Origin of the sequence: uncultured Escherichia sp. (assembly GCF_948475835.1) — a bacterium.
Lineage (GTDB): Bacteria > Pseudomonadota > Gammaproteobacteria > Enterobacterales > Enterobacteriaceae > ECMA0423.
In genome coordinates this window covers 15457-29561 of the sequence record NZ_CAOLGM010000023.1, presented here as the reverse complement: position 1 = coordinate 29561, position 14105 = coordinate 15457, and the positions used below count along the sequence as shown (strand labels likewise).

At 51.9% G+C, this 14105-nt stretch carries 15 protein-coding genes; all 15 read left to right on the top strand.

Annotated elements, in window-relative coordinates:
* The first annotated feature begins 60 nt into the window (after positions 1-60).
* Positions 61-1074 carry an aspartate-semialdehyde dehydrogenase gene (locus tag QZF50_RS06980; protein WP_061892461.1) on the top strand — a complete coding sequence of 338 codons (1014 nt, stop codon included), beginning with the start codon at positions 61-63 and terminating at the stop codon, positions 1072-1074.
* Positions 1074-1886, top strand: coding sequence for a tRNA pseudouridine(38-40) synthase TruA (truA, locus tag QZF50_RS06975; protein WP_001283581.1), 813 nt, complete (start codon positions 1074-1076; stop codon positions 1884-1886). The genes QZF50_RS06980 and truA overlap by 1 nt, the downstream gene beginning before the upstream one ends.
* A gap of 82 nt (positions 1887-1968) precedes the next feature.
* Complete coding sequence (locus QZF50_RS06970) at positions 1969-2628, top strand: DedA family protein (protein WP_000364335.1); 660 nt, start codon at positions 1969-1971, stop codon at positions 2626-2628.
* 155 nt (positions 2629-2783) lie between these two features.
* Positions 2784-3698: an acetyl-CoA carboxylase, carboxyltransferase subunit beta gene (accD, locus tag QZF50_RS06965; protein WP_000118404.1), complete on the top strand. Its 915-nt coding sequence runs from the start codon at positions 2784-2786 to the stop codon at positions 3696-3698.
* 69 nt (positions 3699-3767) lie between these two features.
* Positions 3768-5036: a bifunctional tetrahydrofolate synthase/dihydrofolate synthase gene (gene folC / locus QZF50_RS06960; protein WP_000584575.1), complete on the top strand. Its 1269-nt coding sequence runs from the start codon at positions 3768-3770 to the stop codon at positions 5034-5036.
* On the top strand, positions 5026-5688 hold the full coding sequence (dedD, locus tag QZF50_RS06955; RefSeq protein ID WP_000157015.1) for a cell division protein DedD: 663 nt from the start codon (positions 5026-5028) through the stop codon (positions 5686-5688). The genes folC and dedD overlap by 11 nt, the downstream gene beginning before the upstream one ends.
* Before the next feature lie 258 nt (positions 5689-5946).
* Positions 5947-6435: a colicin V production protein gene (gene cvpA, locus QZF50_RS06950; protein WP_000262113.1), complete on the top strand. Its 489-nt coding sequence runs from the start codon at positions 5947-5949 to the stop codon at positions 6433-6435.
* A gap of 36 nt (positions 6436-6471) precedes the next feature.
* Complete coding sequence (gene purF / locus QZF50_RS06945) at positions 6472-7989, top strand: amidophosphoribosyltransferase (RefSeq protein WP_000334220.1); 1518 nt, start codon at positions 6472-6474, stop codon at positions 7987-7989.
* A gap of 94 nt (positions 7990-8083) precedes the next feature.
* On the top strand, positions 8084-8653 hold the full coding sequence (gene ubiX / locus QZF50_RS06940) for a flavin prenyltransferase UbiX (protein ID WP_000825689.1): 570 nt from the start codon (positions 8084-8086) through the stop codon (positions 8651-8653).
* A gap of 265 nt (positions 8654-8918) precedes the next feature.
* Positions 8919-9701, top strand: coding sequence for a lysine/arginine/ornithine ABC transporter substrate-binding protein ArgT (gene argT, locus QZF50_RS06935; RefSeq protein WP_000748261.1), 783 nt, complete (start codon positions 8919-8921; stop codon positions 9699-9701).
* A 220-nt stretch (positions 9702-9921) separates the two neighbouring features.
* On the top strand, positions 9922-10704 hold the full coding sequence (gene hisJ, locus QZF50_RS06930; protein WP_000737621.1) for a histidine ABC transporter substrate-binding protein HisJ: 783 nt from the start codon (positions 9922-9924) through the stop codon (positions 10702-10704).
* Between the two features lie 89 nt (positions 10705-10793).
* On the top strand, positions 10794-11480 hold the full coding sequence (hisQ, locus tag QZF50_RS06925) for a histidine ABC transporter permease HisQ (RefSeq protein ID WP_000965518.1): 687 nt from the start codon (positions 10794-10796) through the stop codon (positions 11478-11480).
* Complete coding sequence (locus QZF50_RS06920; RefSeq protein ID WP_000569958.1) at positions 11477-12193, top strand: ABC transporter permease; 717 nt, start codon at positions 11477-11479, stop codon at positions 12191-12193. The genes hisQ and QZF50_RS06920 overlap by 4 nt, the downstream gene beginning before the upstream one ends.
* A gap of 7 nt (positions 12194-12200) precedes the next feature.
* Positions 12201-12974, top strand: a complete 774-nt coding sequence (hisP, locus tag QZF50_RS06915; protein ID WP_001293612.1) for a histidine ABC transporter ATP-binding protein HisP — start codon at positions 12201-12203, stop codon at positions 12972-12974.
* Between the two features lie 196 nt (positions 12975-13170).
* Entirely contained in the window at positions 13171-14073 is a 903-nt protein-coding gene (gene rpnB / locus QZF50_RS06910) for a recombination-promoting nuclease RpnB (RefSeq protein WP_000156113.1), read from the top strand.
* Positions 14074-14105: the final 32 nt, after the last annotated feature.

The window sequence follows — 14105 nt, the reverse complement described above, 5'->3', positions numbered from 1 at the left end:
TCTTCATGCTCTCTGCTGTAACATTGGCAGGGAGCTTTGCTATTTCTGGAGTAAACCACCATGTCTGAAGGCTGGAACATTGCCGTCCTGGGCGCAACTGGCGCTGTGGGCGAAGCCCTGCTTGAAACGCTGGCTGAACGTCAGTTCCCGGTTGGGGAAATTTATGCACTGGCACGTAACGAAAGCGCAGGCGAACAACTGCGCTTTGGTGGTAAGACAATCACCGTGCAGGATGCCGCTGAATTCGACTGGACGCAGGCGCAGCTGGCATTTTTTGTCGCAGGCAAAGAAGCTACCGCTGCCTGGGTTGAAGAAGCGACCAACTCAGGTTGCCTGGTGATCGACAGCAGCGGACTGTTTGCTCTCGAACCCGACGTACCGCTGGTGGTGCCGGAAGTAAACCCGTTTGTACTGACCGATTACCGCAACCGGAATGTCATCGCCGTACCAGACAGTCTGACCAGCCAGCTGCTGGCGGCACTGAAACCGTTAATCGATCAGGGCGGTTTGTCGCGTATCAGTGTTACCAGCCTGATTTCAGCCTCCGCCCAGGGCAAAAAAGCGGTCGATGCGTTAGCGGGGCAGAGTGCGAAATTGCTCAACGGCATTCCGATTGACGAAGAAGATTTCTTCGGTCGTCAACTGGCGTTCAATATGCTGCCGTTGTTGCCGGATAGCGAAGGTAGCGTGCGTGAAGAACGTCGTATCGTTGACGAAGTACGCAAAATCCTGCAGGACGAAGGGCTGATGATTTCGGCAAGCGTCGTCCAGGCACCGGTATTCTACGGTCATGCCCAGATGGTCAACTTTGAAGCACTGCGTCCGCTGGCGGCAGAAGAAGCGCGTGATGCGTTTGCTCAGGGCGAAGATATTGTGCTCTCTGAAGAGAACGAATTCCCGACTCAGGTAGGGGATGCTTCGGGTACGCCGCATCTTTCTGTTGGCTGCGTGCGTAATGACTACGGTATGCCGGAGCAAGTCCAGTTCTGGCCGGTGGCCGATAACGTTCGCTTTGGCGGCGCGCTGATGGCAGTAAAAATCGCCGAGAAACTGGTGCAGGAGTATCTGTACTAATGTCCGACCAGCAACAACTGCCAGTTTATAAAATTGCGCTGGGCATTGAGTACGACGGCAGTAAGTATTACGGCTGGCAACGGCAGAATGAAGTCCGCAGTGTGCAGGAGAAGCTGGAAAAGGCGCTCTCCCAGGTGGCGAACGAACCCATCACCGTCTTCTGCGCCGGGCGTACTGACGCAGGGGTACACGGTACCGGGCAAGTGGTGCATTTCGAAACAACCGCGCAGCGCAAAGACGCGGCGTGGACCTTGGGCGTAAATGCGAATTTACCTGGTGACATCGCCGTGCGTTGGGTTAAAGCTGTACCTGATGATTTTCATGCCCGATTTAGCGCCACGGCTCGCCGTTATCGCTACATCATCTACAATCATCGGCTGCGCCCGGCGGTACTGAGTAAAGGGGTAACCCATTTTTACGAACCGCTGGACGCTGAACGGATGCATCGGGCTGCGCAATGCTTGCTGGGCGAGAATGATTTCACCTCGTTCCGTGCGGTGCAGTGCCAGTCCCGAACCCCGTGGCGCAACGTTATGCATATTAATGTCACGCGTCACGGTCCTTATGTGGTGGTAGATATTAAAGCGAATGCTTTTGTACATCATATGGTCAGGAATATTGTCGGCAGCCTGATGGAAGTCGGTGCCCACAACCAGCCGGAGAGCTGGATAGCAGAGTTGCTGGCGGCAAAGGACAGAACGCTGGCGGCAGCAACGGCAAAAGCGGAAGGGCTGTATCTGGTCGCGGTGGATTACCCTGACCGGTATGATCTTCCAAAACCGCCAATGGGCCCGCTATTTCTGGCGGACTAACGAGAATAATGCTCGGAACATTTCAGGCTGTAGCCAACGTAGTTACAGCCTGAAAGATGACGAGTACAAGGCATAGGCAAATATGGACCTGATTTATTTCCTCATCGATTTTATCCTGCACATTGACGTGCATCTGGCAGAGCTGGTCGCGGAGTACGGCGTCTGGGTTTATGCCATTTTGTTCTTAATTTTGTTCTGTGAAACCGGTCTGGTGGTAACGCCGTTTTTACCGGGTGATTCATTGCTGTTTGTTGCCGGAGCGTTGGCATCACTGGAAACCAACGATCTCAACGTCCATATGATGGTGGTGCTGATGCTGATCGCCGCGATTGTGGGTGACGCGGTCAATTACACTATCGGGCGGTTGTTCGGTGAAAAGTTGTTCAGTAATCCCAATTCGAAAATTTTCCGTCGCAGTTATCTCGACAAAACCCATCAGTTTTATGAGAAACATGGCGGCAAAACGATTATTCTCGCCCGTTTTGTGCCGATCGTCAGAACGTTCGCCCCGTTTGTTGCGGGAATGGGCCACATGTCGTACCGTCATTTCGCCGCTTATAACGTGATCGGCGCACTGTTGTGGGTACTGCTTTTTACCTACGCAGGCTATTTCTTCGGTACAATCCCGATGGTTCAGGATAACCTTAAGCTGCTGATCGTCGGGATTATTGTGGTTTCTATTTTGCCGGGCGTCATCGAAATAATCCGTCACAAACGCGCTGCGGCACGCGCCGCAAAATAAAAAGTAACTCCGCGGTTCGACCACTTTTTTATCCAAAGTTTCGGGCTGTTATGTTTTAATGTGCAACATTCATGGTCTGTTGGGGGCAAAAATGGCATTATGCGTCCCCAAAGATAAAACTGGCATCGAACCAGGTTCAGACAGAAAGGTCCCTAATGAGCTGGATTGAACGAATTAAAAGCAACATTACTCCCACCCGCAAGGCGAGCATTCCTGAAGGGGTGTGGACTAAGTGTGATAGCTGCGGTCAGGTTTTATACCGCGCTGAGCTGGAACGTAATCTTGAGGTCTGTCCGAAGTGTGACCATCACATGCGTATGACAGCGCGTAATCGCCTGCATAGCCTGTTAGATGAAGGAAGCCTTGTGGAGCTGGGTAGCGAGCTTGAGCCGAAAGATGTGCTGAAGTTTCGTGACTCCAAGAAGTATAAAGACCGTCTGGCATCTGCGCAGAAAGAAACTGGCGAAAAAGATGCGCTGGTGGTGATGAAAGGCACTCTGTATGGAATGCCGGTTGTCGCTGCGGCATTCGAGTTCGCCTTTATGGGCGGTTCAATGGGGTCTGTTGTGGGTGCACGTTTCGTGCGTGCCGTTGAGCAGGCGCTGGAAGATAACTGCCCGCTGATCTGCTTCTCCGCCTCTGGTGGCGCACGTATGCAGGAAGCACTGATGTCGCTGATGCAGATGGCGAAAACCTCTGCGGCACTGGCAAAAATGCAGGAGCGCGGCTTGCCGTACATCTCCGTGCTGACCGACCCGACGATGGGCGGTGTTTCTGCAAGTTTCGCCATGCTGGGCGATCTCAACATCGCTGAACCGAAAGCGTTAATTGGCTTTGCCGGTCCGCGTGTTATCGAACAGACCGTTCGCGAAAAACTGCCGCCAGGATTCCAGCGCAGTGAATTCCTGATCGAGAAAGGCGCCATCGACATGATCGTCCGTCGTCCGGAAATGCGCCTGAAACTGGCGAGCATTCTGGCGAAGTTGATGAATCTGCCAGCGCCGAATCCTGAAGCGCCGCGTGAAGGCGTAGTGGTACCCCCGGTACCGGATCAGGAACCTGAGGCCTGATAACTGATAAGGGCAGGGCCACTGGCTCTGCCCTTTTGCTATTCTCACCGTAACGAATCAGCGGATACCATGATTATCAAACGCACTCCTCAAGCCGCGTCGCCTCTGGCTTCGTGGCTTTCTTATCTGGAAAACCTGCACAGTAAAACTATCGATCTCGGCCTTGAGCGCGTGAGCCAGGTCGCGGCGCGTCTTGGCGTTCTGAAACCAGCGCCATTTGTGTTTACCGTTGCGGGTACGAATGGCAAAGGCACCACCTGCCGTACGCTGGAGTCGATTCTGATGGCGGCAGGGTACAAAGTGGGCGTCTACAGTTCACCGCATCTGGTGCGTTATACCGAGCGCGTACGTGTGCAGGGCCAGGAATTGCCGGAATCGGCCCACACCGCCTCTTTTGCGGAGATTGAATCGGCACGCGGTGATATTTCCCTGACCTATTTCGAGTACGGTACGCTGTCGGCGTTGTGGCTGTTCAAGCAGGCACAACTTGACGTGGTGATTCTGGAAGTAGGGCTGGGCGGTCGTCTGGACGCAACCAATATTGTCGATGCCGATGTCGCGGTAGTAACCAGTATTGCGCTGGATCATACCGACTGGCTGGGTCCAGATCGCGAAAGTATTGGTCGCGAGAAAGCAGGCATCTTCCGCAGCGAAAAACCGGCAATTGTCGGTGAGCCGGAAATGCCTTCTACCATTGCTGATGTGGCACAGGAAAAAGGTGCACTGTTACAACGTCGGGGCGTTGAGTGGAACTATTCCGTCACCGATCATGACTGGGCGTTTAGCGATGCTCACGGCACGCTGGAAAATCTGCCGTTGCCGCTTGTCCCGCAACCGAATGCCGCAACGGCGCTGGCGGCACTGCGTGCCAGCGGGCTGGAAGTCAGTGAAAATGCCATTCGCGACGGGATTGCCAGCGCAATTTTGCCGGGACGTTTCCAGATTGTGAGCGAGTCGCCACGCGTTATTTTTGATGTCGCGCATAATCCACATGCGGCGGAATATCTCACCGGGCGTATGAAAGCGCTACCGAAAAACGGGCGCGTGCTGGCGGTTATCGGTATGCTACATGATAAAGATATTGCCGGAACTCTGGCCTGGTTGAAAAGCGTGGTTGATGACTGGTATTGTGCGCCACTGGAAGGGCCGCGCGGTGCCACGGCAGAACAACTGCTTGAGCATTTGGGTAACGGCAAATCATTTGATAGCGTTGCGCAGGCATGGGATGCCGCAATGGCGGACGCTAAAGCGGAAGACACCGTGCTGGTGTGTGGTTCTTTCCACACTGTCGCACATGTCATGGAAGTGATTGACGCGAGGAGAAGCGGTGGCAAGTAAGTTTCAGAATCGGTTAGTGGGCACGATCGTGCTGGTGGCGCTGGGGGTGATTGTACTTCCAGGGCTGCTGGACGGGCAGAAAAAACATTATCAGGATGAGTTCGCGGCTATCCCGCTGGTGCCGAAAGCGGGCGATCGCGATGAGCCTGATATGATGCCAGCCGCCACCCAGGCGTTGCCGACGCAGCCGCCGGAAGGCGCAGCGGAAGAGGTGCGGGCAGGTGATGCCGCAGCACCGTCGCTCGATCCGACCACTATTGCAGCCAATAACACCGAGTTTGAACCGGAACCTGCACCGGTCGCCCCACCGAAGCCGAAACCGGTGGAGCCGCCTAAACCGAAGGTTGAAGCACCACCTGCGCCGAAGCCAGAACCGAAGCCGGTCGTGGAAGAAAAAGCAGCGCCAACGGGTAAAGCCTATGTTGTGCAACTGGGTGCGCTGAAAAATGCCGATAAAGTGAATGAGATTGTCGGTAAGCTGCGCGGTGCCGGTTATCGGGTTTATACGTCGCCATCCACGCCAGTGCAGGGTAAAATTACCCGTATTCTGGTTGGGCCGGATGCCTCGAAAGATAAGCTGAAAGGTTCGCTGGGTGAGTTGAAGCAACTTTCTGGCTTAAGTGGCGTGGTAATGGGCTATACGCCGAATTAATACAGTCTTGCCTGATGCGACGCTGGCGCGTCTTATCAGGCCTGGGCAGTGTTAGAACCGTAGGTCGGATAAGGCGTTTACGCCGCATCCGACACGCATTGCACGATGCCGCAAAGGCATAAAAAGTCGATGGCGTTGAATATTTTTTCAGCGCCATTTTTATTGATGCGCGGGAAGGAAATCCCTACGCAAACGTTTTCTTTTTCTGTTAGAATGCGCCCCGAACAGGATGACAGGGCGTAAAATCGTGGGACACATATGGTCTGGATTGATTACGCCATAATCGCGGTGATTGCTTTTTCCTCTCTGGTTAGCCTGATCCGCGGCTTTGTTCGTGAAGCGTTATCGCTGGTGACATGGGGTTGTGCTTTCTTTGTTGCCAGTCATTACTACACTTACCTGTCAGTCTGGTTTACGGGCTTTGAAGACGAACTGGTTCGAAATGGAATTGCCATCGCGGTACTGTTTATCGCTACCCTGATCGTTGGTGCTATCGTGAACTTCGTGATAGGCCAGCTGGTGGAGAAAACGGGGTTGTCAGGCACCGATCGGGTGCTGGGCGTCTGTTTCGGTGCGTTGCGCGGTGTGTTGATTGTTGCCGCCATTCTCTTCTTTCTCGACTCCTTTACCGGGGTGTCGAAAAGCGAAGACTGGAGCAAATCACAGCTGATCCCGCAGTTCAGTTTTATCATCAGATGGTTTTTTGATTATCTGCAAAGCTCGTCAAGTTTCTTGCCCAGAGCGTAAGTGCTCTGAGATGTGGCTTAACGAGGAAAAAGACGTATGTGCGGTATTGTCGGTATCGCCGGTGTTATGCCGGTTAACCAGTCGATTTATGATGCCTTAACGGTGCTTCAGCATCGCGGTCAGGATGCCGCCGGCATCATCACCATAGATGCCAATAACTGCTTCCGTTTGCGTAAAGCGAACGGGCTGGTGAGCGATGTATTTGAAGCTCGCCATATGCAGCGTTTGCAGGGCAATATGGGCATTGGTCATGTGCGTTACCCTACGGCTGGCAGCTCCAGCGCCTCTGAAGCGCAGCCGTTTTACGTTAACTCCCCGTATGGCATTACGCTTGCCCACAACGGCAATCTGACCAACGCTCACGAGTTGCGTAAAAAACTGTTTGAAGAAAAACGCCGCCACATCAACACCACTTCCGACTCGGAAATTCTGCTTAATATCTTCGCCAGCGAGCTGGACAATTTCCGCCACTACCCGCTGGAAGCCGACAATATTTTCGCTGCCATTGCTGCCACAAACCGCTTAATCCGCGGCGCATATGCCTGTGTGGCGATGATTATCGGCCACGGTATGGTTGCTTTCCGCGATCCAAACGGGATTCGTCCGCTGGTACTGGGAAAACGTGATATTGACGAGAACCGTACAGAATATATGGTCGCTTCCGAAAGCGTAGCGCTCGATACGCTGGGCTTTGATTTCCTGCGTGACGTCGCGCCTGGCGAAGCGATTTACATTACTGAAGAAGGGCAGTTGTTTACCCGTCAATGTGCTGACAATCCGGTCAGCAATCCGTGCCTGTTTGAGTATGTATACTTTGCTCGCCCGGACTCGTTCATCGACAAAATTTCCGTTTACAGCGCGCGTGTGAATATGGGCACGAAACTGGGCGAGAAAATTGCCCGCGAATGGGAAGATCTGGATATCGACGTGGTGATCCCGATCCCAGAAACCTCGTGTGATATCGCGCTGGAAATTGCTCGTATTCTGGGCAAACCGTACCGCCAGGGCTTCGTTAAAAACCGCTATGTTGGCCGCACCTTTATCATGCCGGGCCAGCAGCTGCGTCGTAAGTCCGTGCGCCGTAAACTGAATGCCAACCGCGCCGAGTTCCGCGATAAAAACGTCCTGCTGGTCGACGACTCCATCGTCCGTGGCACCACTTCTGAGCAGATTATCGAGATGGCACGCGAAGCCGGAGCGAAGAAAGTGTACCTCGCTTCTGCGGCACCGGAAATTCGCTTCCCGAACGTTTATGGTATTGATATGCCGAGCGCCACGGAGCTTATCGCTCACGGTCGCGAAGTTGATGAAATTCGCCAGATCATCGGTGCTGACGGGTTGATTTTCCAGGATCTGAACGATCTGATCGACGCCGTTCGCGCTGAAAATCCGGATATCCAGCAGTTTGAATGCTCGGTGTTCAACGGCGTCTACGTCACCAAAGATGTTGATCAGGGCTACCTCGATTTCCTCGATACGTTACGTAATGATGACGCCAAAGCAGTGCAACGTCAGAACGAAGTGGAAAATCTCGAAATGCATAACGAAGGATGATGCCTTCGCTGAGGGTGCCGGTCTGGCACCCTGACTTGCAACTCCCGCCGAAATCCTGCAAAGTCTGCCTGCAAGTCTGACAGGGCAACTATTTATGAAACGACTCATTGTAGGCATCAGCGGTGCCAGCGGCGCGATTTATGGCGTGCGCTTATTACAGGTTCTGCGCGATGTCGCAGATATCGAAACGCATCTGGTGATGAGCCAGGCGGCGCGCCAGACCTTATCCCTCGAAACGGGTTTTTCCCTGCGCGAAGTGCAGGCATTAGCTGATGTCACGCACGATGCGCGCGATATTGCCGCCAGCATCTCTTCCGGTTCTTTCCAGACGCTGGGGATGGTTATTTTACCCTGTTCAATCAAAACCCTTTCCGGCATTGTCCATAGCTACACCGATGGTTTACTGACCCGTGCGGCAGATGTGGTGCTGAAAGAGCGTCGCCCGTTGGTGCTCTGCGTGCGTGAAACACCATTGCACTTAGGCCATCTGCGTTTAATGACTCAGGCAGCAGAAATCGGTGCGGTGATTATGCCTCCCGTTCCGGCGTTTTATCATCGCCCGCAATCCCTTGATGATGTGATAAATCAGACGGTTAATCGTGTTCTTGACCAGTTTGCGATAACCCTTCCTGAAGATCTCTTTGCCCGCTGGCAGGGCGCATAACTCCGCTGTTGCCCTGTTTCAGGGCAATTTTGCAACCGCGATCAAATCCTCGACATTTTGTTTCTGCCATTCAATCGAAACGCTGCGATTCAACCGCTATACCTGCTATCTTCAACTTCAGGACAATAATGCAACGTCTTATTAACATATTTAACGTTGAATGTTACTGTTGTCGTCAAGATGGCATAAGACCTGCATGAAAGAGCCTGCAAACACACAACACAATACACAACATAAAAAAGCCATTTTCACTTGAGGGTTATGTATGAAGAAGTCGATTCTCGCTCTGTCTTTGTTAGTCGGTCTCTCCGCAGCGGCTTCCAGCTATGCGGCGCTACCGGAGACGGTACGTATCGGAACCGATACCACCTATGCGCCGTTCTCGTCGAAAGATGCTAAAGGTGATTTTGTTGGCTTTGATATCGATCTCGGTAACGAGATGTGCAAACGGATGCAGGTGAAATGTACCTGGGTTGCCAGTGACTTTGACGCGCTGATCCCCTCACTGAAAGCGAAAAAAATCGACGCCATTATTTCGTCGCTTTCCATTACCGATAAACGTCAGCAGGAGATTGCCTTCTCCGACAAGCTGTACGCCGCAGATTCTCGTTTGATTGCTGCCAAAGGTTCACCGATTCAGCCAACGCTGGATTCACTGAAAGGTAAACATGTTGGTGTGCTGCAGGGATCAACCCAGGAAGCTTACGCTAACGAGACCTGGCGTAGCAAAGGCGTGGATGTGGTGGCCTATGCCAACCAGGATTTGGTCTATTCCGATCTGGCTGCAGGACGTCTGGATGCTGCGTTACAAGATGAAGTTGCTGCCAGCGAAGGATTCCTCAAGCAACCTGCTGGTAAAGATTTCGCCTTTGCTGGCTCATCAGTAAAAGACAAAAAATACTTCGGTGATGGCACCGGTGTAGGGCTACGTAAAGATGATGCTGAACTGACGGCTGCCTTCAATAAGGCGCTTGGCGAGCTGCGTCAGGACGGCACCTACGACAAGATGGCGAAAAAGTATTTCGACTTTAATGTCTACGGTGACTGATACGTCGCTGGGAAGCTGTACCTGATGGAATGATCATCATGGTGCACGCCAGGTTTGTTGCACTATCGTGGTGCATTGAAATGCATACTTAAGCATTTTTAATGAAAAATAATACGTCTAACGGGGCGGGATATTTTGCCTTGATGGTCAATTTTATGGCACGATAAGTGTAACAAACCTGTAAATATTCCCTATAAAAAGACTGTCAGTTGAGGACATTATGAAAAAACTGGTGCTATCGCTCTCTCTGGTTCTGGCCTTCTCCAGCGCAACTGCGGCGTTTGCTGCGATTCCGCAAAACATCCGCATCGGTACCGACCCGACCTATGCGCCATTTGAATCAAAAAATTCACAAGGCGAACTGGTTGGCTTCGATATCGATCTGGCAAAGGAATTATGCAAACGCATCAATACGCAATGTACGTTTGTCGAAAATCCGCTGGATGCGTTAATCCCGTCCTTAAAAGCGAAGAAGATTGACGCCATCATGTCATCGCTTTCCATTACGGAAAAACGTCAGCAAGAAATTGCCTTCACCGACAAACTGTACGCTGCCGATTCTCGTCTGGTGGTGGCGAAAAATTCCGACATTCAGCCGACAGTCGAGTCGCTGAAAGGCAAGCGGGTAGGCGTATTGCAGGGCACCACCCAGGAGACGTTCGGTAACGAACATTGGGCACCAAAAGGCATTGAAATCGTCTCGTATCAGGGGCAGGACAACATTTATTCTGACCTGACTGCCGGACGTATTGATGCCGCGTTCCAGGATGAGGTCGCTGCCAGCGAAGGTTTCCTCAAACAACCTGTCGGTAAAGATTACAAATTCGGTGGCCCGTCTGTTAAAGATGAAAAACTGTTTGGCGTAGGGACCGGCATGGGCCTGCGTAAAGAAGATAACGAACTGCGCGAGGCACTGAACAAAGCCTTTGCCGAAATGCGCGCTGACGGTACTTACGAGAAATTAGCGAAAAAGTACTTCGATTTTGATGTTTATGGTGGCTAATCGCCATCGGTGAAAGAAAGCCCGCTCCCTTCGGGTAACCGGAGGGAGACAAGAGGCGGTAATTCACCACACACGACAGGACAGGCAGCATGTTGTATGGGTTTTCAGGTGTTATTTTACAGGGTGCGCTCGTCACGCTGGAGCTGGCTATCAGTTCTGTAGTGCTCGCTGTAATCATCGGTTTAATTGGCGCTGGCGGTAAGCTCTCGCAAAATCGGCTTTCGGGGCTGATTTTCGAAGGGTACACCACGCTGATTCGAGGCGTGCCGGACTTGGTGTTGATGCTGCTGATTTTCTACGGTTTGCAGATTGCACTAAACACGGTGACGGAGGCGATGGGCGTCGGGCAGATTGATATCGATCCGATGGTCGCTGGTATTATTACTCTCGGTTTTATCTACGGTGCTTATTTTACCGAAACGTTCCGTGGCGCGTTTATGGCAGTGCCGAAAGGGCATATAGAGGCGGCGACGGCGTTCGGTTTTACTCGTGGGCAAGTGTTTCGGCGGATCATGTTTCCGGCGATGATGCGTTACGCCCTGCCAGGCATTGGCAACAACTGGCAGGTGATCCTCAAATCTACCGCACTGGTTTCGTTACTCGGCCTGGAAGATGTGGTCAAAGCCACCCAACTGGCAGGCAAAAGTACCTGGGAACCGTTCTATTTCGCCATCGTCTGTGGCGTGATTTACCTGGTTTTCACCACTGTTTCCAATGGTGTGCTGCTGTTCCTTGAGCGCCGCTACTCCGTGGGTGTGAAGAGGGCTGACCTGTGATCGAAATCTTACATGAATACTGGAAACCGCTGCTGTGGACCGACGGTTATCGCTTTACTGGTGTGGCGATCACTCTGTGGCTGCTTATTTTGTCGGTAGTGATAGGCGGAGTCCTGGCGCTGTTTCTGGCGATTGGTCGTGTCTCCAGTAATAAATACATCCAGTTTCCAATCTGGTTATTTACCTATATTTTTCGCGGTACGCCGCTGTATGTTCAGTTGCTGGTGTTCTATTCCGGCATGTACACGCTTGAGATTGTTAAGGGAACCGAATTCCTTAACGCTTTCTTCCGCAGTGGCCTGAACTGTACCGTGCTGGCGCTGACGCTTAACACCTGCGCTTACACTACCGAGATTTTTGCTGGGGCAATCCGTTCGGTTCCGCATGGGGAAATTGAAGCCGCCAGAGCCTATGGCTTCTCGACTTTTAAAATGTATCGTTGCATTATTTTGCCTTCTGCGCTGCGTATTGCGTTACCGGCATACAGCAACGAAGTGATCCTGATGCTGCACTCTACTGCGCTGGCGTTTACGGCCACTGTGCCGGATCTGCTGAAAATAGCCCGCGATATTAACGCCGCCACGTATCAACCTTTTACCGCCTTCGGCATTGCCGCGGTGCTCTATTTAATCATCTCTTATGTCCTGATCAGCCTCTTTCGCAGAGCGGAAAAACGCTGGTTGCAGCATGTGAAACCTTCTTCAACGCACTGAGAATACGATGTCCGAGAATAAATTAAACGTTATCGATTTGCACAAACGCTACGGCGAACATGAAGTGCTGAAAGGGGTCTCACTGCAAGCGAATGCCGGAGATGTAATAAGCATCATCGGATCGTCGGGATCGGGGAAAAGTACCTTTCTGCGCTGCATTAACTTCCTCGAAAAACCGAGTGAAGGGTCGATCGTGGTCAATGGCCAGACGATCAATCTGGTGCGCGACAAAGACGGTCAACTCAAAGTCGCCGATAAAAATCAACTGCGCTTACTGCGCACACGCCTGACGATGGTATTCCAGCACTTCAATCTCTGGAGCCATATGACGGTGCTGGAAAACGTCATGGAAGCGCCGATTCAGGTGTTGGGCCTGAGCAAGCAGGAAGCGCGCGAGCGGGCGGTGAAGTATCTGGCAAAAGTCGGGATAGACGAACGTGCGCAGGGGAAATATCCGGTGCATCTTTCCGGCGGTCAGCAACAGCGTGTTTCTATCGCGCGGGCGCTGGCGATGGAACCGGAAGTTTTACTGTTTGATGAACCTACCTCGGCGCTCGATCCTGAACTGGTAGGCGAAGTGTTACGTATTATGCAGCAACTGGCAGAAGAGGGGAAAACCATGGTGGTAGTGACTCACGAAATGGGCTTTGCTCGCCATGTTTCTACTCACGTCATTTTCCTCCATCAGGGGAAAATAGAAGAAGAGGGCGCGCCGGAGCAGTTATTTGGCAACCCGCAAAGCCCTCGTCTGCAACAGTTCCTTAAGGGATCGCTGAAATAATTTCCTCTCCGGTGGCTAACGCTGCCGGAGTATTTTCATGGGGAATTTGCGAGTCAGCTTCCGCTGAAATGTAAAAGTTGCAGTCCGCTAAAAATACTTCTGAATTCGCTGTCCAAAGATAAAAACTGCCTGCTGCATTGGGTGTTAATCGTGGTTATTGTCGCGTCATCTTAAATTTGAGGGGTGACGGAACGCCATGACAATATCGACAACTTCCACGCCGCATGATGCGGTATTTAAATCTTTTTTACGCCATCCAGACACCGCGCGGGATTTTATTGATATTCATCTTCCCGCGCCGCTGCGCAAACTGTGTGATTTAACGACGCTTAAACTGGAACCAAACAGTTTTATTGATGACGACCTGCGGCAATATTATTCCGACCTCTTGTGGTCTGTGAAAACGCAGGAGGGAGTGGGTTATATTTATGTAGTGATAGAGCACCAAAGTAAGCCGGAAGAATTAATGGCTTTTCGTATGATGCGCTATTCCATCGCGGCGATGCAAAACCATCTGGATGCAGGCTATAAAGAGCTTCCATTGGTGATCCCAATGCTGTTTTATCATGGTTGCAGAAGTCCTTATCCTTATTCACTCTGCTGGCTTGATGAATTTGCCGAGCCTGCGATTGCCCGTAAAATATATTCATCGGCTTTTCCGTTGGTGGATATTACCGTGGTGCCGGATGACGAGATTATGCAACATCGCAAAATGGCGCTGTTGGAGTTAATTCAGAAACATATTCGTCAGCGCGATCTGTTGGGATTAGTCGACCAAATTGTTTCGCTGCTAGTTACAGGGAACACTAATGACAGACAGCTAAAAGCCCTGTTTAATTATGTATTACAAACGGGAGATGCCCAGCGTTTCCGTGCATTTATTGGTGAGATAGCAGAACGCGCACCACAGGAAAAGGAGAAACTGATGACCATTGCTGACAGATTACGTGAAGAAGGGCGGAATGATGGATTAATTCTTGGCAAACGCGAAGAAGCCCTGCGTATTGCTCAGGAGATGCTGGATAGAGGTTTAGACCGAGAGTTAGTTATGATGGTGACCCGACTTTCACCAGACGATCTTATCGCGCAAAGCCACTAACCCTGTAACACCGGGAGTTAACTGGCGGATGT

Bases quoted from the DNA above. Each gene is read 5' to 3' on its own strand.
- QZF50_RS06980 (WP_061892461.1), top strand. From the start codon at position 61: ATGTCTGAAGGCTGGAACATTGCCGTCCTGGGCGCAACTGGCGCTGTG.
- truA (WP_001283581.1), top strand. From the start codon at position 1,074: ATGTCCGACCAGCAACAACTGCCAGTTTATAAAATTGCGCTGGGCATT.
- QZF50_RS06970 (WP_000364335.1), top strand. From the start codon at position 1,969: ATGGACCTGATTTATTTCCTCATCGATTTTATCCTGCACATTGACGTG.
- accD (WP_000118404.1), top strand. From the start codon at position 2,784: ATGAGCTGGATTGAACGAATTAAAAGCAACATTACTCCCACCCGCAAG.
- folC (WP_000584575.1), top strand. From the start codon at position 3,768: ATGATTATCAAACGCACTCCTCAAGCCGCGTCGCCTCTGGCTTCGTGG.
- cvpA (WP_000262113.1), top strand. From the start codon at position 5,947: ATGGTCTGGATTGATTACGCCATAATCGCGGTGATTGCTTTTTCCTCT.
- purF (WP_000334220.1), top strand. From the start codon at position 6,472: ATGTGCGGTATTGTCGGTATCGCCGGTGTTATGCCGGTTAACCAGTCG.
- ubiX (WP_000825689.1), top strand. From the start codon at position 8,084: ATGAAACGACTCATTGTAGGCATCAGCGGTGCCAGCGGCGCGATTTAT.
- argT (WP_000748261.1), top strand. From the start codon at position 8,919: ATGAAGAAGTCGATTCTCGCTCTGTCTTTGTTAGTCGGTCTCTCCGCA.
- hisJ (WP_000737621.1), top strand. From the start codon at position 9,922: ATGAAAAAACTGGTGCTATCGCTCTCTCTGGTTCTGGCCTTCTCCAGC.
- hisQ (WP_000965518.1), top strand. From the start codon at position 10,794: ATGTTGTATGGGTTTTCAGGTGTTATTTTACAGGGTGCGCTCGTCACG.
- hisP (WP_001293612.1), top strand. From the start codon at position 12,201: ATGTCCGAGAATAAATTAAACGTTATCGATTTGCACAAACGCTACGGC.
- rpnB (WP_000156113.1), top strand. From the start codon at position 13,171: ATGACAATATCGACAACTTCCACGCCGCATGATGCGGTATTTAAATCT.